Genomic DNA, 20,965 nt, shown 5'->3' on the forward strand with positions numbered 1-20,965 from the left:
GAGCGGCAGCCGCTGCCACACAAGCGCCTGCCGCAGGTAGCGAACCGGCTGATCCGGCGAAGGAAAAACTGTATTACGATGCAGCCTTCGACCTGATCAAGGCCAAGGATTTCGACAAGGCCAGCCAGGCTTTCGCCGCATTCCTGCGCAAATACCCGAACAGCCAATACGCGGGCAACGCCCAGTACTGGTTGGGTGAAGTGAACCTGGCCAAAGGTGATCTGCAAGGCGCAGGTCAGGCATTTGCCAAGGTTTCGCAGCTGTACCCCAAGCACCCAAAAGTGCCTGACTCGCTGTACAAGCTCGCTGATGTAGAGCGCCGCCTTGGTCATACCGACCGGGTCAAAGGCATTCTGCAGCAGGTTGTGTCCCAGTATCCGGGCACTTCCGCCGCTCAGTTGGCTCAACGCGATTTGCAGCGCATGTAAGCTTGCTTGACGCGTTTAGAAGAAACCCGCGCTTGTCGCGGGTTTTTTCGTTAGAATTCATGCCCTTTTTATGAAACACGCTTTTTGGGATCTGCGCGTTGGCGAGGTTCCTTGAAGTGCCTGACGGAGGCGGACAGCCTGTTTAGCTGTTACGCCCGTGGCGACTATGCAAGACACATTGAGAATCACCGAAGTTTTCTACTCGTTGCAGGGTGAAACGCGGACTGCCGGGCTGCCCACTGTTTTTGTGCGCCTGACCGGTTGCCCATTGCGTTGCCAATACTGCGACAGCGCCTACGCGTTCACTGGCGGCACCATTCGCACGCTCGACGACATCCTCGAGCAAGTGGCCGGTTTTCGCCCGCGTTATGTTTGTGTCACGGGCGGCGAGCCCCTGGCGCAACCGAATGCCATCCCCTTGCTCAAACAGTTGTGTGACGCCGGCTACGAAGTGTCGCTGGAAACCAGTGGCGCGCTGGATATCTCGGCGGTCGATCCACGGGTCAGTCGCGTCGTCGACCTGAAAACCCCGGGTTCTAAGGAAGCGCACCGCAACCGCTATGAGAACATCGAGCTGCTCACGCCTAACGATCAGGTAAAGTTTGTCATCTGCTCGCGGGAAGACTACGACTGGGCCGTGTCCAAGCTGATTCAATACGGTCTGGATCAGCGTGCCGGCGAAGTCCTGTTCTCGCCGAGCCACCATGACCTGAGCGCGCGCGATCTGGCGGACTGGGTGGTGGCGGACAATCTGCCTGTGCGTCTGCAATTGCAGCTGCATAAATATCTTTGGAATGACGAGCCGGGGCGCTGAAATGACTGAACAAACGAACACCGCAGAAAAACGTGCGGTCATCCTGCTGTCCGGCGGCCTTGACTCCGCGACAGTCGTGGCCATGGCCCGTGCCGAAGGCTACAGCTGCTACACCATGAGCTTCGATTACGGTCAACGGTCTCATGCCGAATTGCACGCCGCCGCACGTGTCGCCCAAGACCTGGGTGTGGTCGAGCACAAGGTGATCGGCCTGAACCTGAACGGCATCGGCGGTTCGGCATTGACCGACACCAGTATCGACGTGCCGGAAGAAGCGGGCGAAGGTATTCCGGTGACTTACGTGCCGGCACGCAACACCGTTTTCTTGTCCCTGGCGTTGGGCTGGGCTGAAGTACTCGGTGCTCGCGACATCTTTATCGGGGTCAACGCGGTGGATTACTCCGGTTACCCGGATTGCCGTCCCGAGTTCATCGAAGCCTTCGAGCGCATGGCCAACCTCGCGACCAAGGCCGGGGTAGAAGGGCAGGGCTTCCGTATCCAGGCGCCACTGCAGAACCTGAGCAAGGCGCAGATCGTTCAGGCTGGGGTGAAGCTTGGTGTCGATTACGGGCTGACCGTTTCCTGCTATCAAGCGGACGATAATGGCCGTGCCTGCGGTAAATGCGACAGCTGCCGCCTGCGTGCAGAAGGCTTCGCGGCGGCCGGTGTGACTGACCCAACACCTTATTTTTGATTTATTTCAAATTAGGTGTTGAATAGTCCTTAAAAATCAGTATTATACGCGCCACCACACAGCGGGTCGTTAGCTCAGTTGGTAGAGCAGTTGGCTTTTAACCAATTGGTCGTAGGTTCGAATCCCACACGACCCACCATTTTAAAAAATCTGGAAGGCCCACGTAAGTGAGGATTTCCGGGTTTTTTTTTGCCCGCGATTTGAGGTCGACTCAGTCCGGGTGACGCAGGTCAGAATCATCTTTTGCATCCATGGGATATTCTGTAGCCTTGCGCAGCTTCAACGCTATCCACGCCTGATGAATACTCACTCTCCCGGCGGTACCCTTAAGGGTCCGGAGCCGGGTGTATACTCGACTTTCGCGCGAAAGCGCCTGCAGGTCTTGCGAACATGACGCAGATTTCCGAACGCCTTCTGGTTCAAGCCCACCTCGACGCCAAGCAGCCCAAGCCGCTGACAGCCGAGGAAGAGGCTTATTACCGTACTGCCATCGCTGCCGAGCTCAAGGCTCAGGACGCGGTGCTGGTTGCCCACTTCTATTGTGATCCGGTCATTCAGGCCCTGGCCGAAGAAACCGGTGGCTGCGTCTCCGACTCTCTGGAGATGGCCCGCTTCGGCAATGCCCATCCGGCCAAGACCGTGGTGGTCGCTGGCGTGAAGTTCATGGGCGAGACCGCGAAAATCCTCAACCCTGAAAAGCGCGTGCTGATGCCGACCCTGGAAGCGACCTGCTCGCTGGACCTGGGTTGCCCGGTAGACGAGTTCTCGGCGTTCTGCGATCAGCACCCGGAACGTACAGTGGTGGTGTATGCCAACACCTCGGCGGCGGTCAAAGCCCGGGCAGACTGGGTGGTGACATCCAGCTGTGCGCTGGAAATCGTCGAAAGCCTGATGGATAACGGCGAAACCATCATCTGGGCCCCGGACAAGCACCTGGGCACTTACATCCAGCGCAAGACCGGTGCCGACATGCTGCTGTGGGACGGTGCCTGCATCGTTCACGAAGAGTTCAAGGCCAAGCAGCTCGAAGACATGAAGGCGCTGTACCCGGATGCGGCCATTCTGGTGCACCCGGAGTCGCCGACTGCCGTCATCGAGTTGGCCGACGCGGTGGGTTCCACCAGTCAGCTGATCGCTGCGGCGCAAAGTCTGCCGAACAAGACCCTGATCGTCGCGACCGACCGCGGCATCTTCTACAAGATGCAGCAGCTGTGCCCGGACAAGGTCTTTATCGAGGCGCCAACGGCCGGTAACGGCGCGGCCTGCCGCAGTTGCGCGCATTGCCCGTGGATGGCGATGAACACCCTTGAGCGCATGCTGAAGAGCTTGAGGGAAGGGACTAACGAGATCTTCGTCGACCCGGCGTTGATTCCGCAGGCGATTCGGCCGCTCAAGCGCATGCTTGATTTCACGCAGGCGGCGCGGATGAAGTTGGCCGGCAACGCCTAATACTTACTGTGGCGAGAGCTGTTGTGGCGAGGGAGCTTGCTCCCGCTCGGTTGCGCAGCAGCCGCATTTGGGGGCGCTTCGCACCCCAGCGGGAGCAAGCTCCCTCGCCACCGTGATTTGCATTGCCTGTGCTATTTGGTCTTCTTCGGAATCCGCACCAACTGGGTGTTGGAGTAAATGTCATGCCAGCTGCGCTTCTGCTTGTCGAACAGCGACCAGAAGAACCCCAGCCCGAGGCATAGCCAGGACGCGATCGATACCACAAAGCGCAGCAGTGCCTGCCACAGGCTGATGGATGAGCCATCGGCGTTTTGCACGCGGATGCCCCACACCTGCATCCCCAGCGTCTGCCCCGACCAAGTCCAGAACTTGGCAAAGAAACCGAACAGCACGAACAACAGCACCGTTGATAGCAGTGGATCACCGTCCAGTGCACCGGCTTCGGTCAAGGCACGCATTTGACCTTCGCCGATGATCGCCATCTGGATCATCTTGTAAATGCCGCTGGTGACGATCAGCAGGGCGGTGCATAACAGGAAGTCGTAGAACATCGCTGCCAGGCGACGACCCAGGCCGACGGCGGGGAAGTCGCCCTGTGGGTAGAGCAGGTGTTTCGACATGGCAGCCTCTGAATGGAAAAAGAAGCCATTTTACGGATTTACGCGCACAAAAAAGCCCCTGATGTCAGCATCAGGGGCTTTTTCGTTACAGAAGATCAGGCTTCTGCTTGTACTTCGTCAGCCTGCATGCCTTTCTGGCCTTGCACAGCAACGAAAGTCACTTTCTGGCCTTCTTTCAGGCTCTTGAAGCCGTTGCCCTGAATAGCGCGGAAATGTACGAACAGATCCGGACCGCTTTCTGGAGTGATAAAACCAAAACCTTTCTCGTCGTTAAACCACTTGACGGTACCGCTCTGACGTTGGGACATTTCTTATTTCCTTTGACGCAAAAATGAATGACAGCCTCCTTCTGATGAAAGAGTACTGGGGCTGGTTGCAGGAGAGTAAGAAGACGTCGAACGGGATGTAGCTAACTTGTAGGCTACTGCCCAGGTCACGATTCCAAGCGACCCATGCAAACACAGTGAACAAACTCTACGCCAACTACGGGAGAAAAAACAAGCCCTGCGAAGGCCCGTGTTTCCTCGGGTTGGTGACACTAGCGCAGGCTTATTCGATAGCGTCGTTCAGTTGTTTTCGATCGTTATAAGTAACGTTCATAAACGAAACGTGCGCACTGTTTTATGGCGGCTGCGTTACAGATTAGTGCACTATTAACGCAGCCGCGTTACTTATAGAAACAGTCAATCAACCGCGATAGTAGCGTTGTGGAACAAATGGCATTTTGCTTACAAGCAAAGGCACCTTTTTCCCACGAACAATCGCCCAAACTGGCGTATCCAAAGCGATGTAAGCGCTGTCGAGGTAACCCATGGCCAAAGGACCGCCGAGGGTCGGACCGAAGCCGCCGCTGCACACGCTGCCGATGATATCGCCGGCTTCGTTGACGATCTCTGCACCTTCGCGCACTGGTGTACGTTCCTGTGGCAGCAGGCCAACGCGTTTGCGGCTGACACCGGCTTGCTGCTGGGCGAACACGGTTTCAGCGCCAGGGAAGCCGCCGGCCCGCGCGCCATCGGCACGACGAGGCTTGGAGATGGCCCACAGCAGGCTGGCTTCGATTGGGGTGGTTTCGGTGTTCATGTCGTGACCGTAGAGGCACAGGCCAGCTTCCAGGCGCAGGGAGTCGCGAGCGCCGAGGCCGATGGCTGCCACTTCCGGCTCGGCCAGCAGGGCGCGAGCCAGGGCTTCGGCATTGGCGGCCGGTACGGATATTTCGAAACCGTCTTCACCGGTGTAACCCGAACGGCTGACAAAGCAGTCCACGCCCAACAGCTTCACGCGGGCGAACTGCATGAAGGTCATCTTCGCAACTTCAGGTGCCAGGCGTGCGAGCACGGTGACGGCGGCCGGGCCTTGCAACGCCAGCAATGCGCGTTCTTCGAACAGCGGTTCGATGCTGCACTGCTCGCCAATGTGCTTGCGCAGGTGCGCCAGGTCCTGATCCTTGCAAGCCGCGTTGACCACCAGGAACAGTTCGTCATTACCGAGGTTGGCGACCATCAGGTCGTCGAGGATGCCGCCGGTCTCGTTGGTGAACATTGCGTAGCGCTGCATACCCACCGGCAAGTCGATGATGTCCACCGGCACCAGGGTTTCCAGGGCTTTGGCCGCATTGGCGCCGGTCAGGCGGATCTGGCCCATGTGCGAAACATCGAACAGCCCGGCCTGATCACGGGTGTGCTGGTGTTCTTTCATCACGCCCAACGGGTATTGCACCGGCATGTCATAGCCGGCAAACGGCACCATGCGGGCGCCGAGTTCGAGGTGCAGTGCGTGCAACGGGGTTTTCAACAGTTGTTCGGTGGACATATCCAGCTCCTGAAAATAGTGCAGATGCGTGCATCAGCACTCGATAATGTTGACCGCCAAACCGCCACGGGCGGTTTCCTTGTATTTGCTTTTCATGTCGGCGCCGGTCTGGCGCATGGTGCGGATGACTTTGTCGAGGGAGACGAAGTGCTGACCGTCGCCGCGCAGGGCCATGCGCACCGCATTGATGGCCTTGACCGAGCCCATGGCATTGCGCTCGATGCAAGGCACTTGCACCAGCCCGCCAATCGGGTCGCAGGTCAGGCCGAGGTTGTGTTCCATGCCGATTTCGGCGGCGTTTTCCACCTGCTGCACGGATCCACCGAGTACTTCGCACAAGGCGCCGGCCGCCATGGAACAGGCGACGCCGACCTCACCCTGGCAACCGACTTCGGCGCCGGAGATCGAGGCGTTTTCCTTGTACAGAATGCCGATCGCGGCGGCTGTCAGCAGGAAACGCACGACGCCGTCTTCGTTGGCACCGGGGATGAAGCGCATGTAGTAATGCAGCACCGCCGGGATGATTCCGGCCGCACCATTGGTGGGCGCGGTGACCACGCGTCCGCCGTTGGCGTTTTCTTCGTTGACCGCCAAAGCGTAGAGGTTCACCCAGTCCAGCACCGACAGCGGATCGCGCAGTGACGATTCTGGGTTGTTGCACAGTTGCCGATGCAGTGCTGCAGCCCGGCGTTTGACCTTCAGCCCACCGGGCAAAATGCCTTCGTTGCGACAACCAGCGGCGACGCAGTCTTGCATCACTTGCCAGATCTTCAGCAAACCGGCACGGGTTTCCGCTTCCGGACGCCAGGCACTCTCATTGGTCAGCATCACTTGGCTGATGGACAAGCCATAGGTGGTGCAATGACCGAGCAGGTCCTTGGCGCTTTTGAACGGGAAGGTCAACGGGGTGGCGTCTTCGACGATGCGGTCGGCGCCGGCAGCGTCTTCATCGACCACGAAGCCACCACCGACCGAGTAGTACTCGCGGCTGCGGATTTGCAGACCGGCGGCATCGAACGCGCGAAAGATCATGCCGTTGGGGTGATACGCCAACGGTTTGCGGATCATCGCCAGGTGTTCTTTCTCGTTGAACGCAATGCTGTGTTCGCCGAGCAGGTTCAAGCGACCATTGCCGCGAATCTCTTGCAGGCGAGCGGCGACGGTTTCGGTGTCTACGGTATCCGGGTGTTCGCCTTCCAGGCCCAGCAACACAGCCTTGTCGCTGCCGTGGCCTTTGCCGGTGGCGCCGAGCGAGCCGTAGAGCTCGATTTTGACGCAAGTGGTTGCCGGCAGCAGCCCTTCACGGCGCAGACCTTCGGCGAAGCGCGCAGCAGCACGCATCGGGCCGACGGTGTGGGAGCTGGAGGGGCCGATGCCAATCTTGAACAGGTCGAACACGCTTAACGACATGGTTGTTCTCCGGTTTTCTTGTTATGGGAATTGGCGAAATGTCAGGCCAGGCACGATCCTGTGGGAGCTGGCCTGCCAGCGATTGCAGGGTGTCAGGCAACGGAAATGTCGACTGATGCACCGCTATCGCTGGCAGGCCAGCTCCCACAGGTTTTTGTGGTGTTCTTGAAATCGGGGGGCGAGTGAACCCGCCCCCCATTGGTTTAAGCGTAGCTTTCGATCGACGGGCAGGCGCAGACCAGGTTGCGATCGCCGAAGACGTTGTCGACGCGACCGACCGGTGGCCAGTACTTGCCTTCGATCAGCGATGCAACCGGGTACACCGCTTGCTCGCGGCTGTAGGGGTGAGTCCACTCGCCGACGATTTCAGCGGCGGTGTGCGGCGCGTTTTTCAGCGGGTTGTCGTCCTTGTCCAGCGTGCCGTTTTCCACCGCGCGGATTTCTTCGCGGATGCGGATCATGGCGTCGCAGAAGCGGTCCAGTTCTTCCTTGGATTCGCTTTCGGTCGGCTCGATCATCAACGTGCCGGCTACCGGGAACGACATGGTCGGGGCGTGGAAGCCGAAGTCGATCAGGCGCTTGGCGACGTCATCGACGCTGATGCCGCTGCTGTCTTTCAACGGACGCAGGTCGAGGATGCATTCATGCGCCACCAACCCGTTGCTGCCGGTGTACAGCACTGGGTAGTGCTCTTCGAGGCGACGGGAAATGTAGTTGGCGTTCAGGATCGCCAGTTGCGAAGCACGCTTGAGACCCGCGCCACCCATCATTCGAATGTACATCCAAGTGATCGGCAGAATGCTCGCGCTGCCGAACGGTGCCGCGCAGACCGCGCCTTCCTTGCGTTCCATCTGCGCGTGGCCCGGCAGGAACGGCGTCAGGTGCGACTTGACGCCAATCGGGCCGACGCCTGGGCCGCCACCGCCGTGTGGGATGCAGAAGGTTTTGTGCAGGTTCAGGTGGGACACGTCGCCGCCGAACTTGCCCGGTGCGCAGAGGCCGACCATGGCGTTCATGTTGGCGCCGTCGATGTACACCTGGCCGCCGTTGTCGTGAATGATGCCGCAGATTTCGCGGATGCCTTCTTCGAACACGCCGTGGGTGGACGGGTAGGTGATCATCAGCGCGGCGAGGTGTTCGCGGTGCTCGATGGCCTTGGCGCGCAGGTCTTCGATGTCGACGTTACCGCGGGCATCGCAGGCAGTCACAACCACACGCATGCCAGCCATGTTGGCGGTGGCCGGGTTGGTGCCGTGGGCAGACGAGGGGATCAGGCAGATGTCGCGACGGTCTTCGCCACGGCTCTGGTGGTAGGCACGAATCGCCAAGAGACCTGCGTATTCACCCTGGGAACCGGCGTTCGGTTGCAGGGAGATCGAGTCGTAACCGGTGGCGGCGCAGAGCATCGCTTCCAGTTCATCGGTCAGCTGCTGGTAGCCGGCGCTTTGCTCGGCCGGGGCGAACGGGTGCAAGGCACCGAATTCAGCCCAGGTCACCGGGATCATTTCGCTGGCGGCGTTGAGTTTCATGGTGCACGAACCCAGCGGGATCATGGTGCGATCCAGGGCCAGATCCTTGTCGGCGAGCTTGCGCAGGTAGCGCATCAGCTCGGTTTCCGAGTGATAACGGTTGAACACCGGGTGGCTGAGGATCGGCGATTGGCGAACCAGTGTGGCCGGGAGAGTGCTTTGCACCGAGGCGGCGAGGGCGGCGAAATCTGGCAGCGCCTTGCCTTCAGACAGCACGCTCCACAGGGTTTCAACGTCAGCTTGCGACGTGGTTTCGTCCAGCGACAGGCCCAGACGTTCAGCATCGACGACGCGCAGGTTGATGCGCTGGGCGCGAGCCTTGTCGTGCAAAGCAGCAGTTTGCGCGCCGGTCTTGACTGTCAGCGTGTCGAAGAAGTTGGCTTGCTCGACGGTCAGACCCAATGCGCTCAAGCCTTTGGCGAGGATCGCGGTCAGGTGATGAGTGCGCTGGGCGATCTGCGTCAGGCCTTTCGGGCCGTGGTACACGGCGTACATGCTGGCGATGTTGGCCAGTAGAACCTGGGCGGTGCAGATGTTGCTGGTGGCTTTCTCGCGGCGGATATGTTGCTCGCGGGTCTGCATGGCCAGGCGCAGGGCCGGCTTGCCGAAACGATCCACGGAAACACCGACCAGACGGCCTGGCATGTCACGCTTGAACGCGTCTTTGGTGGAGAAGTAGGCCGCGTGCGGGCCACCGAAACCCAGCGGCACGCCGAAGCGTTGCGCGCTGCCGATGGCCACGTCGGCGCCAAATTCGCCTGGCGGGGTCAGTACAGTCAGGGCCAGCAGATCAGCCGCGACGGCGACCAGCGCGTTGGCGGCGTGGAAACGCTCGGTCAGTTCGCGGTAGTCGAACACATCACCGTTGCTGGCCGGGTATTGCAGCAAAGCACCGAAGAATGCGCTGACGTCGCTCAGTTCGCGCTCGTCGCCGACCACCACGTCGATGCCCAACGGCTCGGCACGGGTGCGCAGCACGTCGAGGGTTTGCGGGTGACAATGAACCGAGGCGAAGAACGCGTGGCTGCCTTTGTTCTTGCTCAGGCGTTTGCAGAAGGTCATGGCTTCGGCAGCAGCGGTGGCTTCGTCGAGCAGCGAGGCGTTGGCGATCGGCAGGCCGGTCAGGTCGCTGATCAGGGTCTGGAAGTTCAGCAGCGCTTCGAGACGGCCCTGGGAAATTTCTGGTTGGTACGGGGTGTAAGCGGTGTACCAGGCCGGGTTTTCCAGCAGGTTGCGCAGGATTGGCGACGGCGTATGAGTGCCGTAGTAGCCCTGACCGATGTAGGTCTTGAACAGCTGGTTTTTGCCGGCGATGGATTTGATCAGCGCCAGGGCATCCGCTTCACTCAAGCCGTCTTCCAGGCCGAGGACGCTGGTGCCTTTGATGCTATCGGGAATGACGCTGGCGCTCAGGGCTTCCAGTGAGTCAAAGCCAAGGCTGTTGAGCATGGCTTGCTCATCGCCGGCACGCGGGCCGATGTGGCGCGCGATGAATTCGTTGGCAGTGCCGAGATTAATTTGAGTCATGTCAGCGCTCCTCAGGCTTCAGCGTTGGCTTTGATCAGACGGTCGTAAGCGTCTTGATCCAGCAATTGGCCGACAGCCGAGGCGTCGGTTGGCTTGAAGCGGAAGAACCAGCCTTCGCCCAGCGGATCTTCGTTGACCAGTTCAGGGCTGCTGTCCAGCGCCGGGTTTACTTCCAGCACTTCACCGTCGAGTGGCATGTACACGCCGCTGGCGGCTTTTACCGATTCCACGGTGGCGGCTTCAGCGCCTTTGTCGTAGGACTGCAGCTCAGGCAGTTGTACGAAAACCACGTCGCCCAGGGCGTTCTGTGCGAAAGCGGTGATGCCGACTGTTACGGTGCCGTCAGCTTCGGTGCGCAGCCATTCGTGATCTTCAGTAAAACGCAACTCGCTCATGGAAACTCCTAAGGGGGGCCAGACTCGTCTGGTGGACGCGATTGAATGCTCGGCAATGCCGTACTTTATGGATGGTTACTAAGCAAAAACGCGGCCAATGTTATTTATTCTTTATTAATCAATTAGTTATTGGTTTTTGTGAAGGGCTGAAATGGATTGACTGTAGCGAAATCGCTACAGTACAGACTGAAGAAAAAAGCTGAGGTGGATCAAAGCCTTGCACAGCGGTGATCAGGGGATGGTGTAGCGATTTCATTCCACTGTAGCGCTTTCAGTACAGATGGAGGTCGTTTTTGAAGATGATTTTGAAAAGTAGCGCAGAACCTGTGGGAGCGGGCTTGCCCGCGATGGGGCCATTACATTCAACCTCTATGCCGAATGTTAGATAGCCATCGCGGGCAAGCCCGCTCCCACAGGGTTTTGTGGTGTTGAGGGGATTGTGTTCAGCCACAAGCCCTACGGTTTGTTGGGTATGCCGTACTTACGCAACCGATGGGCGATCGCGGTGTGGGAGGTTTGCAGGCGGCTGGCCAGTTGGCGGGTCGAGGGGTAGCTGACGTAGAGCTTTTCCAGCAGGGTTTTCTCGAACTCTTCCATGGCCTGCTCGAGGCTGTCGACTTCGGTATCGCTCTGTCGCGCCACGGAAGTGCCGGCGATATCGAGATCGCCGATGTCCACCAGGCTGCTTTCGCAAATTGCAGCGGCGCGGAAGATCACGTTCTGCAGTTGCCGCACATTGCCCGGCCAACGGTTGCCCAACAGCGCCGGATAAGTGCCCGGCGCCAGACGACAGACCGGGCGCTGGATCTGCGCGCAGGCCTGCTGCATGAAGTAGCGCGCCAGCAGCAGAATGTCCTGGCCGCGCTCGCGCAGCGGCGGGACTTCGACATTCAGGACGTTGAGGCGATAGAACAGGTCTTCGCGGAAGGTGCCTTCGCTGACCATTTTTTCCAGATCGCGGTGGGTCGCGCTGAGGATCCGCACATTGACCTTCACTTCGCGATCGCCACCGACCCGTCGGAAGCTGCCATCGTTGAGAAAGCGCAGCAGTTTTGCCTGCAAGTACGGCGACATCTCACCGATCTCGTCGAGAAATACCGTGCCCTGGTTGGCCAGTTCCATCAGCCCCGGTTTGCCGCCCCGTTGCGCGCCGGTAAATGCGCCGGGGGCATAGCCGAACAGTTCGCTTTCGGCGAGGTTTTCCGGGAGTGCCGCGCAGTTCAAAGCCAGGAACGGCGAGCTGTGGCGAGCGCTGATGGCGTGGCAGGCGCGAGCCACCAGCTCTTTACCGGTGCCGGTTTCGCCCTGGATCAGCAACGGTGCATCGAGGGCTGCGACTCGCTGGGCGCGTGCCTTGAGCGTACGAATGGCCGGGGATTCGCCGAGCAGCGCGTCGAAGCCTTCGGCGTGATCGTGGTGCAGCGCCGAGAGGCGTTCGCCGATGCGGTTCGGTTGATACAGGGTCAATAGCGCACCGGCGTCGGTGATCGGCGTGGCGTCCAGCAGCAGGGTCTGGCCGTTGACGGTGATTTCGCGCAGCGGCAGGCGGAAGCCGTTTTCCAGCAACGCGTCGAGCAGCGCCGGGTCGGCAAACAGCTCACTGACGCTTTCACCCGCCGGTTCGCGGCCGTACAGGGCGATCAGCGCCGGGTTGGCCAGCAGTACCTTGCCAGCGCTGTCGAGGGCCAACACCGGGTCGGTCATGGCGGCGAGCAACGCATCGAGCTGCAAGTGACGGCGCTGGCCGGGAAGAATGTCGACCACCGTCACCGCTTGCACGCCGCGCACGCTGAACAGCGCGTCGCGCAGCTCTTCGAGCACTGCCGGGCTCAAGGTCGGGGCGTCGATGTAGACGTTGGGCGGGACCATTTCTACCGCATCCAGATTGAGATTGCGCCCACCGAGCAAGGCCAGGACTTCCTGGGTGATGCCGACGCGGTCGATGAAGCTGACGTGGATACGCATGGGGCGGTTGGGTTCTGGAATGCGGAGGGTGGCAAGTATGCCTTGGGGCGGGTCTTAGGTGAAATGCACGTGAAAATTTGTAGGAGCGAGGCTTGCCCGCGAAGAGGCCATCAAGACCGCTAAAAGCTTCGCGGGCAAGCCTCGCTCCTACAAGGTCGTATAGCGAATGAAAGTCCGTCATCGCGAGCAGGCTCGCTCCCACAAGGTACGTGGGTTATTCGAAGTGCTCGAGGTTTACCGGGTCGCCGGATTTCATATCCAGCTGCTTGCGGATGTCTTCAAACATTAAATCGTAATGCTTGTGAACCGAGCCGATCTGGCTGTGTGTCTTCGGGATTCCGTACTTCTCGGCGATTTTCGTCACGTTGTTGGCGAAGTTGTAAGCCTCCTCCTTGGGCAGAAAGAAGGTCTCCGTCATGTCCTTTCCCTGCATGCTGCCGTGCAGGGTGAACAGTATCCCTTTGCCTTTCTTGGGATCCTGCGAGACTTCATAGTTGAGGTGCACGTTGTAATTGACATCATCCGGGGTCAGCGCGTGGCGCTCGATGTGCAGATGACCGGGCTCAAACGTTGCCATTGACGTCTCTCCTTACAAGTAAGTTATGCCAGGTGTCGCCGTGCTGATACGCGTGCCGGCCTTGCCCTGGACGATCGCTTCGATGTCCGAGAGTGAACCGATCACCGCGGTTTTTCCAGTATGGCGGGCGAACTCGCAGGCCGCCTGGACCTTCGGTCCCATGGAGCCGGCGGCGAAGCCGAGTTTTTCCATTTCATCCGGGTGGGCCTGGGCGATGGCTTTCTGGGTCGGTTTGCCGAAGTCGATGAACGCCGCGCTGACGTCGGTGGCAATCACCAATAGATCGCTTTCAAGCTGTTCGGCCAGCAGCGCCGAGCACAGGTCTTTGTCGATCACCGCTTCCACGCCCTGCAGTTTTCCACTGGCGCCGTACATCGTCGGGATACCGCCACCGCCCGCGCAAATCACGATGCTGCCTTTTTCCAGCAACCACTTGATCGGGCGGATTTCGAAGATGCGTTTCGGTCTCGGGCTGGCCACTACGCGGCGGAACTTGTCGCCGTCCGGAGCAATCGCCCAGCCTTTCTCGGCAGCGAGTTTTTCTGCTTCGGCCTTGGTATAGACCGGGCCGATGGGTTTGCTGGGGGCCTGGAACGCTGGGTCGTTGGCGTCGACTTCGACCTGGGTCAGCAGGGTGGCGAACGGGACTTCGAAGTCCAGCAGGTTACCCAGTTCCTGTTCGATGATGTAGCCGATCATGCCTTCGGTTTCGGCACCGAGCACGTCCAGCGGGTAAGCGGAAACCTGGGTGTAGGCGGCCGCTTGCAGCGACAGCAGCCCGACCTGCGGACCATTGCCGTGGGCGATCACCAGTTGGTTGCCGGGATGGACCTTGGCGATCTGTTCGGTAGCGATCCGGATGTTGGTGCGCTGGTTGTCCGCGGTCATGGGTTCACCCCGGCGGAGCAGGGCGTTACCGCCCAGAGCAACGACGATACGCATAATTCAGTCCTTTCAGAGAGGGAGCGAACAACCCGATGATCGTTCCCTCGCTGATCGTTCCCACGGTCCCCGTGGGAATGCCGCCCGGGACGCTCTGCGTCCCATGTGACGCGGAGCGTCACCGGATGCATTCCCACGCAGAGCGTGGGAACGATCAGCGGAGAGCGTAGGAACGATCACCGCGTCAGTCTTTAAATATCCGCCAGCGCCGAGACCAGAATCGCCTTGATGGTGTGCATGCGGTTTTCCGCTTGCTCGAAGGCGATGTTGGCCGGCGATTCGAAGACGTCCTCGGTCACTTCGACGCCGTTGGCCAGGTGCGGATAGCGCGCGGCGATGTCTTTGCCGACCTTGGTTTCGCTGTTGTGGAACGCCGGCAGGCAGTGCATGAATTTCACCCGCGGGTTGCCTGAGGCCTTCATCATTTCGGCGTTGACTTGGTAGGGCAGCAGTTGCTCGATGCGCTCGTCCCAGGCTTCCACCGGCTCGCCCATCGACACCCAGATGTCGGTGTGGATGAAGTCCACGTCCTTGACCGCTTCCTTCGGGTCTTCGGTGATGGTGATGCGCGCGCCGCTTTCCTCGGCGAAGGCTTTGCACTGATCGATGAAGTCCTGATGTGGCCACAGCGCTTTCGGCGCGGCGATGCGCACGTCCATGCCGAGTTTGGCGCCGATCATCAACAGCGAATTGCCCATGTTGTAGCGGGCATCGCCGAGGTAGGCGTAGCTGATGTCGTGCAGCGGCTTGTCGCTGTGTTCACGCATGGTCAGGGTGTCGGCGATCATTTGCGTCGGGTGGAATTCAGCGGTCAAACCGTTGAACACCGGCACGCCGGCGAACTTGGCCAGTTCTTCGACGATTTCCTGTTCGAAGCCGCGGTACTCGATGGCATCGAACATCCGCCCCAGCACGCGGGCGGTGTCTTTCATGCTTTCCTTGTGGCCGATCTGCGACGACACCGGGTCGATGTAGGTGACGTGGGCGCCCTGGTCATGGGCCGCGACTTCGAAGGCGCAGCGGGTGCGGGTCGAGGTTTTTTCGAAGATCAGCGCGATGTTCTTGCCTTGCAGGTGTGGACGCTCGGTGCCGGTGTACTTGGCGCGCTTGAGGTCTCGGGACAGGTCCAGCAGGTAATTGAGCTCGCGAGTGGTGTGGTGCATCAAACTCAGCAGGCTGCGGTTGCGCATGTTGAAAGCCATGATTGGATCTCCTTGGGTATCGGTTATCCCCCGGGCCGCGCTGGATAAGCGGCGGCCAGGGTTTGAAAGTTAATAGTCGATAGGGTCGCGAATGATCGGGCAGGTCATGCAGTGGCCGCCGCCACGCCCGCGACCGAGTTCGCCGGCGGTGATGGTGATGACCTCCACACCGGCCTTGCGCAGCAGGGTGTTGGTGTAGGTGTTGCGGTCATAACCGATCACCACGCCCGGCTCCACGGCCACCACGTTGTTGCCGTCGTCCCATTGCTCACGTTCGGCGGCGAAGGCGTTGCCGCCGGTTTCCACCACGCGCAGCGCTTTGAGGTTGAGGGCCTTGGCCACGGTGTCGAGGAAGCTGGTTTCTTCGCGGCGAACGTCGACGCCGCCCGGCTTGCTTTCGTCGGGGCGCACGCTGAAGGCGACGATCTGGCTCACCACTTCCGGGAAAATGGTCACAAGGTCGCGGTCGCAGAAGCTGAACACGGTGTCCAGGTGCATCGCGGCGCGGGACTTCGGCAGGCCGGCGACGATCACCCGCTCGACGGCTTTGTTCTTGAACAGATTGACCGCCAATTGGCCGATGGCCTGGCGGGACGAACGCTCGCCCATGCCGATCAACACCACGCCGTTGCCAATTGGCATCACGTCGCCGCCCTCCAGAGTGGCGCTGCCATGGTCCTGATCCGGGTCGCCGTACCAGATCTGGAAGTCGGCGTTGGTGAACTGCGGGTGGAATTTGTAGATGGCGGTGGTCAGCAGGGTTTCCTGACGACGCGCCGGCCAGTACATCGGGTTCAACGTCACGCCGCCATAGATCCAGCAGGTGGTGTCACGGGTGAACTGGGTGTTGGGCAGCGGCGGCAGAATGAAACTGGAGTGACCGAGAAACTCACGGAACATCTGGATGGTCTTGCCGCCGAAGCTGTCCGGCAGGTCATCGGCCGAGACACCGCCAATCAGGAACTCGGCAATCTTGCGCGGCTCCAGGCTGCGCAGCCAGGATGCGGTTTCATTGACCAGACCCAAGCCCACCGAATTGGCGGTGATCTTGCGCTCCAGGATCCAGTCCAGCGCTTCTGGAATGGCGACGATGTCGGTCAGCAGGTTGTGCATTTCCAGCACGTCGACGTTGCGCTCGCGCATTTTGGTGACGAAGTCGAAATGGTCACGCTTGGCTTGAGCCACCCACAGCACATCGTCGAAAAGCAGTTCATCGCAGTTGTTCGGGGTCAGCCGCTGGTGGGCCAGGCCGGGGGAGCAAACCATGACTTTACGCAGTTTGCCGGCTTCGGAATGGACGCCGTACTTAACTTTTTCGGTGGTCATTACAGTGATCCTCCAGATGACAAATGGGTCAGGTGTTACAGGGTCAGGAAGCCGTCATACAGCCCGTAAGCCGCCACCAGGGCGCCCACGACGACCGCTGCGAAAATCAGCTTCTCGACGTTGGTGAAAACCGGTTTGTTGACTTCAAGTTTAGCTTTGGCGAACAGGATCACGCCGGGCGCATAGAGCAGGGCGGAGAGCAGCAGGTATTTGACGCCGCCGGCATAGATCAGCCAGACCGCGTAGATCAACGCGACGGCACCGATGAACAGGTCTTTCCTGCGCTCGGCCGCAGCGTTTTCATAACTCTCGCCGCGTACCGCCAACAGCAGCGCGTAAGCCGCCGACCACAAGTACGGCACCAGAATCATTGAGGTGGCGAGGTAGATCAGCGACAGGTAAGTGCTGGCCGAGAACAGCGTGATGATCAGGAACAACTGGACCATGGCGTTGGTCAGCCACAGCGCATTGACCGGCACATGGTTGGCGTTTTCCTTGCGCAAAAAGGCCGGCATGGTGTGGTCCTTGGCGGCGGCGAACATGATCTCCGCACACAGCAACACCCACGACAGCAGCGCACCCAGCAACGAGATGATCAGACCGACGCTGATCAGCACCGCGCCCCAATGACCGACCACGTGTTCCAGCACCGCGGCCATGGACGGGTTCTGCAGTTTTGCCAATTCCGGTTGGGTCATGATCCCCAGCGACAGCACGTTCACCAGCACCAGGAACAGCAGCACGGTGATGAAACCGATGACGGTGGCTTTACCCACGTCGCTGCGTTTTTCCGCACGGGCCGAGAAGATACTCGCGCCTTCGATGCCGATGAACACCCAGACGGTGACCAGCATCATCTTGCGCACCTGGTTCATCACGCTGCCCAGGTCAGGGTTTTTCAGGCCCCAGATGTCGGCGGTGAAGATGTCCAGTTTGAAGGCGAAAATCGCGATCAGGACAAACAGCAGCAGCGGCACGATTTTGGCGACGGTGGTCACCAGGTTGATGAACGCTGCTTCCTTGATTCCGCGCAATACCAGGAAATGCACCCCCCAGAGCAGCAGCGATGCACCGATCACGGCCGCCACGGTATTGCCCTCGCCAAAAACGGGAAAGAAATAGCCGAGGGTGCTGAACAACAGAACGAAGTAACCAACGTTACCCAGCCAGGCACTGATCCAGTAACCCCAGGCGGACGAGAAACCCATGTAGTCGCCAAAACCGGCTTTGGCGTAGGCGTAGACACCGCCGTCCAGATCAGGTTTTCGATTAGCGAGGGTCTGGAACACGAAGGCCAGGGTCAACATGCCCACTGCGGTAATTGCCCAACCGATAAGAACGGCACCGACGTCTGCACTGGCGGCCATGTTCTGGGGTAAAGAGAAGATCCCGCCACCAATCATTGAGCCGACAACCAATGCAACCAGGGCGCCGAGTTTCAGTTTTCCGGGGGATTCAGACATTGCATGACTCCAGTGCAGGAGAAGAGAGAAAATAGGTTAGTTTCGTTCGCTGTTCAATCATCTGACTTAGATCAATACATGATCACATTCCCTTGTTAATTAAAGATTTATGGGGCTTTGGCAGGCATAAAGACTGATGCCCGGTAAGCCGTTCCAGAGACTTCGGATAAAATTGAAAGAAATAAAGCGTATCAATTGAGTTATAAACGCTAGTTCGTTTTTTTGTTTTGGCAAGTATTGGTCTTTTGGTTTTGCAGTGATATTGATTTATTAGAATGTACCGACAAAATCGCTATTTCCGGGCAGCTGCGATAGCGTGATAAGTTATAAATAAAGACAAATTGGCGTTAATTGATAAACGTTATTACGCTTTATCTATTTAGTTAAAAACCGACTATGTGACGGTCTCGCGGCTATAGCGCGGCAGGGAAGGGGAGATGCACGAATGTCGCAACCGACGCAAAAGCTTCGCCTGAGTGCACTGATCGCTTTGGTGGTGGGATCGATGATTGGCGGTGGGATTTTTTCCTTGCCGCAAAACATGGCGGCGCGTGCCGATGCCGGGGCGATATTGATTGGTTGGGCGATCACTGCCGTTGGCATGCTGACCCTGGCCTTCGTCTTTCAGACCCTGGCCAATCGCAAGCCGGAACTGGACTCCGGGGTGTACGCCTACGCCAAGGCCGGGTTCGGCGATTACATGGGGTTCTCGTCTGCCTGGGGATACTGGATCAGCGCCTGGCTGGGCAACGTCGGTTATTTCGTATTGCTGTTCAGCACCCTCGGGTATTTCTTTCCGGTGTTTGGCCAGGGCAACACGCCGATCGCCATCGGCTGCGCCTCGGTGCTGCTGTGGGCCGTGCATTTTCTGGTGCTGCGCGGCATCAAGGAAGCGGCGTTCATCAATCAACTGACCACGGTGGCCAAGATCGTGCCGCTGATCATGTTCATCGTCATCGCCGCCGTGGCCTTCAAGGCGGACATCTTCACCCGCGACATCTGGGGCCGCAGCAACCCGAGTTTCGGCGGCGTGATGGACCAGGTGCGCAACATGATGCTGGTCACCGTATTCGTGTTCATCGGTATCGAAGGCGCCAGTGTGTATTCGGCGAGGGCGCAGAAACGTTCGGACGTGGGCCGGGCGACGGTCATCGGTTTTATCGGTGTGTTGGCTCTGCTGGTGCTGGTGAACCTGTTGTCGCTCGGCATCATGAGCCAACCGCAATTGGCCACCTTGCAGAACCCGTCGCTGGCGGCAGTACTGGAACATATCGTCGGCCCTTGGGGCGCGCTGTTGATCAGCATCGGCCTGGCTATTTCGCTATTGGGAGCTTTGCTGTCCTGGGCGTTGCTATGCGCAGAAATCCTCTTCGCCACCGCGAAAGACAAGACGATGCCTGCCTTCCTGAAAAAAGAGAACGCCAACCATGTGCCGGTCAACGCACTGTGGCTGACCAACGTGATGATCCAGATTTTTCTGCTGATCACGCTGTTTTCCGCTGGTACTTACACCAGCCTGATCTACCTCGCCTCATCAATGATTCTGGTGCCGTATCTATGGTCGGCGGCGTATGCGGTGTTGTTGAGCGGACGAGGGGAAACCTATGAGCATGCTTCGGCCGAGCGCACGAAAGACTTGCTGATCGGTGGCATTGCCCTGTGTTATGCGGTTTGGTTGTTGTATGCCGGTGGCGTGAAATACCTGCTGCTCTCGGCGTTGTTGTATGCACCGGGGGTGATTTTGTTTGCCCAGGCCAAGCGGGAGCAGGGCAAACCGCTGTTTACGTTGGTGGAGAAAGGCATTTTCAGCTGTGTGGTTGCCGGGGCGGGGTTGGCTGCCTATGGGTTGTACAGCGGATTGTTGTCGTTGTGAGGTTGTTGCTGGCGTATCAACCGCCTTATGACTGGTCGGCGATGCTGGGTTTTTTGTCGGCGCGGGCGGTGGTCGGGATGGAAACGGTGGCCGATGGGGTGTACTCGCGCAGCATCGCATTGAACGGTGTTCACGGTTTGATTTCGGTCAGGCCAGGGGCGGGCGATGTGCTGGAAGTGACGCTGGATTTTCCTGATTCAGCGGCAGTACCGGAGATTGTCGCGCGGCTGCGGCGGATGTTTGATCTGGATGCGAATTTGCCAGCCATTCATCGACAACTGGCGGTTGATCCGTTGATGGCGCGCTTGATTGCCGCGCGTCCGGGGCTGCGAGTACCCGGGGCTTGGGATGGGCTGGAGTTGGCCATTCGTGCGGTGTTGGGGCAGCAGATCAGCGTGGTCGCGGCGATCAGGTTGGCGGGGAAACTGGTGGTGCAATATGGACAGCCATTGCAGTCGCCGAAGCCGGGGTTGAGTCATGTGTTTCCTGATGCTGGCGCATTGGCAACAGCGAATCTGGCAACGTTGGGAATGCCGAAAAGTCGCGGTCGAACCTTGTCTGGCGTGGCGCAGGCTTTGTTGGACGATCCCTTGTTATTTGAACCGGAACGGGAAGGCGGTGTGGCGCGGTTGCTGGCATTGCACGGGATTGGTGATTGGACGGCGCAATACATTGCCTTGCGGCAGTTGCGGGAGATGGATGCGTTTCCTAGTGGGGATGTGGGGTTGATCAACTCGCTGGCGGCGCTGGAAGGTGGAGCGGTGACAGCTCGGGAGTTGTGGGTGAGGGCCGAGGCTTGGCGGCCCTTTCGAGGGTATGCGGCGCAGGTGCTTTGGACATCGCTGAGCCGACCGGATTGAATACAGTTCCAGGTTTCGGCCCTATCGCGAGCAGGCTCGCTCCCACAGGTGATCACATTTTTCCAATACGACTCGGTCA

Annotated in this window: 18 protein-coding genes and 1 tRNA gene; 7 read left to right on the top strand and 12 right to left on the bottom strand. The window is 59.3% G+C overall.

All coding sequences use genetic code 11. The features are described 5' to 3' along the window. From ybgF to nadA, 5 genes are all read left to right on the top strand, one after another. Positions 1–428, top strand: a 428-nt coding sequence (ybgF, locus tag PMI18_RS09775) for a tol-pal system protein YbgF (RefSeq protein WP_007903306.1), incomplete at its 5' end; no start/stop codon positions are given. A gap of 166 nt (positions 429–594) precedes the next feature. Further along, positions 595–1,242, top strand: coding sequence for a 7-carboxy-7-deazaguanine synthase QueE (gene queE, locus PMI18_RS09770; protein ID WP_007903309.1), 648 nt, complete (start codon positions 595–597; stop codon positions 1,240–1,242). A 1-nt stretch (position 1,243) separates the two neighbouring features. Then, a complete protein-coding gene (gene queC, locus PMI18_RS09765) occupies positions 1,244–1,936 on the top strand; it encodes a 7-cyano-7-deazaguanine synthase QueC (RefSeq protein ID WP_007903317.1) in 693 nt (230 codons plus the stop codon). Between the two features lie 63 nt (positions 1,937–1,999). Further along, a tRNA-Lys gene (locus tag PMI18_RS09760) sits at positions 2,000–2,075 on the top strand. Between the two features lie 251 nt (positions 2,076–2,326). Further along, positions 2,327–3,385 carry a quinolinate synthase NadA gene (gene nadA / locus PMI18_RS09755; RefSeq protein ID WP_007903318.1) on the top strand — a complete coding sequence of 353 codons (1,059 nt, stop codon included), beginning with the start codon at positions 2,327–2,329 and terminating at the stop codon, positions 3,383–3,385. 131 nt (positions 3,386–3,516) lie between these two features. On the opposite strand, the gene PMI18_RS09750 is transcribed toward nadA, so the two are convergent. The 12 genes from PMI18_RS09750 to arcD (PMI18_RS09695) all read right to left on the bottom strand — a co-directional run bounded on the left by PMI18_RS09750 (position 3,517) and on the right by arcD (PMI18_RS09695) (position 18,153). After that, a complete protein-coding gene (locus PMI18_RS09750) occupies positions 3,517–4,005 on the bottom strand; it encodes an RDD family protein (RefSeq protein ID WP_007903319.1) in 489 nt (162 codons plus the stop codon). Positions 4,006–4,100: 95 nt separating this feature from the next. Next, positions 4,101–4,313 (bottom strand): cold-shock protein, encoded by a 213-nt coding sequence (locus PMI18_RS09745; RefSeq protein WP_003175786.1) that lies wholly within the window; start codon positions 4,311–4,313, stop codon positions 4,101–4,103. A 379-nt stretch (positions 4,314–4,692) separates the two neighbouring features. Beyond that, entirely contained in the window at positions 4,693–5,817 is a 1,125-nt protein-coding gene (gene gcvT / locus PMI18_RS09740) for a glycine cleavage system aminomethyltransferase GcvT (RefSeq protein ID WP_007903320.1), read from the bottom strand. 33 nt (positions 5,818–5,850) lie between these two features. Next, complete coding sequence (locus PMI18_RS09735; protein ID WP_007903321.1) at positions 5,851–7,227, bottom strand: L-serine ammonia-lyase; 1,377 nt, start codon at positions 7,225–7,227, stop codon at positions 5,851–5,853. Between the two features lie 203 nt (positions 7,228–7,430). Next, positions 7,431–10,283: an aminomethyl-transferring glycine dehydrogenase gene (gcvP, locus tag PMI18_RS09730; RefSeq protein ID WP_007903322.1), complete on the bottom strand. Its 2,853-nt coding sequence runs from the start codon at positions 10,281–10,283 to the stop codon at positions 7,431–7,433. Between the two features lie 11 nt (positions 10,284–10,294). Further along, entirely contained in the window at positions 10,295–10,678 is a 384-nt protein-coding gene (gene gcvH, locus PMI18_RS09725; protein WP_007903329.1) for a glycine cleavage system protein GcvH, read from the bottom strand. A gap of 456 nt (positions 10,679–11,134) precedes the next feature. Beyond that, a complete protein-coding gene (locus PMI18_RS09720; RefSeq protein WP_007903330.1) occupies positions 11,135–12,643 on the bottom strand; it encodes a sigma-54-dependent transcriptional regulator in 1,509 nt (502 codons plus the stop codon). Positions 12,644–12,857: 214 nt separating this feature from the next. Then, positions 12,858–13,220, bottom strand: a complete 363-nt coding sequence (locus PMI18_RS09715) for a DUF5064 family protein (protein ID WP_007903331.1) — start codon at positions 13,218–13,220, stop codon at positions 12,858–12,860. A 12-nt stretch (positions 13,221–13,232) separates the two neighbouring features. Then, a complete protein-coding gene (gene arcC / locus PMI18_RS09710; protein WP_007903333.1) occupies positions 13,233–14,162 on the bottom strand; it encodes a carbamate kinase in 930 nt (309 codons plus the stop codon). Between the two features lie 191 nt (positions 14,163–14,353). Then, positions 14,354–15,364 carry an ornithine carbamoyltransferase gene (locus PMI18_RS09705; RefSeq protein ID WP_007903335.1) on the bottom strand — a complete coding sequence of 337 codons (1,011 nt, stop codon included), beginning with the start codon at positions 15,362–15,364 and terminating at the stop codon, positions 14,354–14,356. Between the two features lie 69 nt (positions 15,365–15,433). Further along, positions 15,434–16,690 carry an arginine deiminase gene (arcA, locus tag PMI18_RS09700; protein WP_007903338.1) on the bottom strand — a complete coding sequence of 419 codons (1,257 nt, stop codon included), beginning with the start codon at positions 16,688–16,690 and terminating at the stop codon, positions 15,434–15,436. A gap of 35 nt (positions 16,691–16,725) precedes the next feature. Beyond that, positions 16,726–18,153 (bottom strand): arginine-ornithine antiporter, encoded by a 1,428-nt coding sequence (arcD, locus tag PMI18_RS09695; RefSeq protein ID WP_007903339.1) that lies wholly within the window; start codon positions 18,151–18,153, stop codon positions 16,726–16,728. A 445-nt stretch (positions 18,154–18,598) separates the two neighbouring features. Here arcD (PMI18_RS09695) and arcD (PMI18_RS09690) point away from each other — a divergent pair, with 445 nt between their 5' ends. Beyond that, positions 18,599–20,026, top strand: coding sequence for an arginine-ornithine antiporter (gene arcD / locus PMI18_RS09690; protein WP_007903340.1), 1,428 nt, complete (start codon positions 18,599–18,601; stop codon positions 20,024–20,026). Further along, entirely contained in the window at positions 20,023–20,886 is an 864-nt protein-coding gene (locus tag PMI18_RS09685; RefSeq protein WP_007903341.1) for a DNA-3-methyladenine glycosylase family protein, read from the top strand. Before arcD (PMI18_RS09690) ends, PMI18_RS09685 begins: the two co-directional genes overlap by 4 nt. The last annotated feature ends 79 nt before the right edge of the window (positions 20,887–20,965 follow it).

The organism is Pseudomonas sp. GM102, assembly GCF_000282555.1.
In the GTDB taxonomy this organism is placed as follows: Bacteria; Pseudomonadota; Gammaproteobacteria; order Pseudomonadales; family Pseudomonadaceae; genus Aquipseudomonas.

Coding starts and splice junctions, on each gene's coding strand:
- queE (WP_007903309.1), top strand. CDS start 595: ATGCAAGACACATTGAGAATCACCGAAGTTTTCTACTCGTTGCAGGGT.
- queC (WP_007903317.1), top strand. CDS start 1,244: ATGACTGAACAAACGAACACCGCAGAAAAACGTGCGGTCATCCTGCTG.
- nadA (WP_007903318.1), top strand. CDS start 2,327: ATGACGCAGATTTCCGAACGCCTTCTGGTTCAAGCCCACCTCGACGCC.
- PMI18_RS09750 (WP_007903319.1), bottom strand. CDS start 4,005: ATGTCGAAACACCTGCTCTACCCACAGGGCGACTTCCCCGCCGTCGGC.
- PMI18_RS09745 (WP_003175786.1), bottom strand. CDS start 4,313: ATGTCCCAACGTCAGAGCGGTACCGTCAAGTGGTTTAACGACGAGAAA.
- gcvT (WP_007903320.1), bottom strand. CDS start 5,817: ATGTCCACCGAACAACTGTTGAAAACCCCGTTGCACGCACTGCACCTC.
- PMI18_RS09735 (WP_007903321.1), bottom strand. CDS start 7,227: ATGTCGTTAAGCGTGTTCGACCTGTTCAAGATTGGCATCGGCCCCTCC.
- gcvP (WP_007903322.1), bottom strand. CDS start 10,283: ATGACTCAAATTAATCTCGGCACTGCCAACGAATTCATCGCGCGCCAC.
- gcvH (WP_007903329.1), bottom strand. CDS start 10,678: ATGAGCGAGTTGCGTTTTACTGAAGATCACGAATGGCTGCGCACCGAA.
- PMI18_RS09720 (WP_007903330.1), bottom strand. CDS start 12,643: ATGCGTATCCACGTCAGCTTCATCGACCGCGTCGGCATCACCCAGGAA.
- PMI18_RS09715 (WP_007903331.1), bottom strand. CDS start 13,220: ATGGCAACGTTTGAGCCCGGTCATCTGCACATCGAGCGCCACGCGCTG.
- arcC (WP_007903333.1), bottom strand. CDS start 14,162: ATGCGTATCGTCGTTGCTCTGGGCGGTAACGCCCTGCTCCGCCGGGGT.
- PMI18_RS09705 (WP_007903335.1), bottom strand. CDS start 15,364: ATGGCTTTCAACATGCGCAACCGCAGCCTGCTGAGTTTGATGCACCAC.
- arcA (WP_007903338.1), bottom strand. CDS start 16,690: ATGACCACCGAAAAAGTTAAGTACGGCGTCCATTCCGAAGCCGGCAAA.
- arcD (WP_007903339.1), bottom strand. CDS start 18,153: ATGTCTGAATCCCCCGGAAAACTGAAACTCGGCGCCCTGGTTGCATTG.
- arcD (WP_007903340.1), top strand. CDS start 18,599: ATGTCGCAACCGACGCAAAAGCTTCGCCTGAGTGCACTGATCGCTTTG.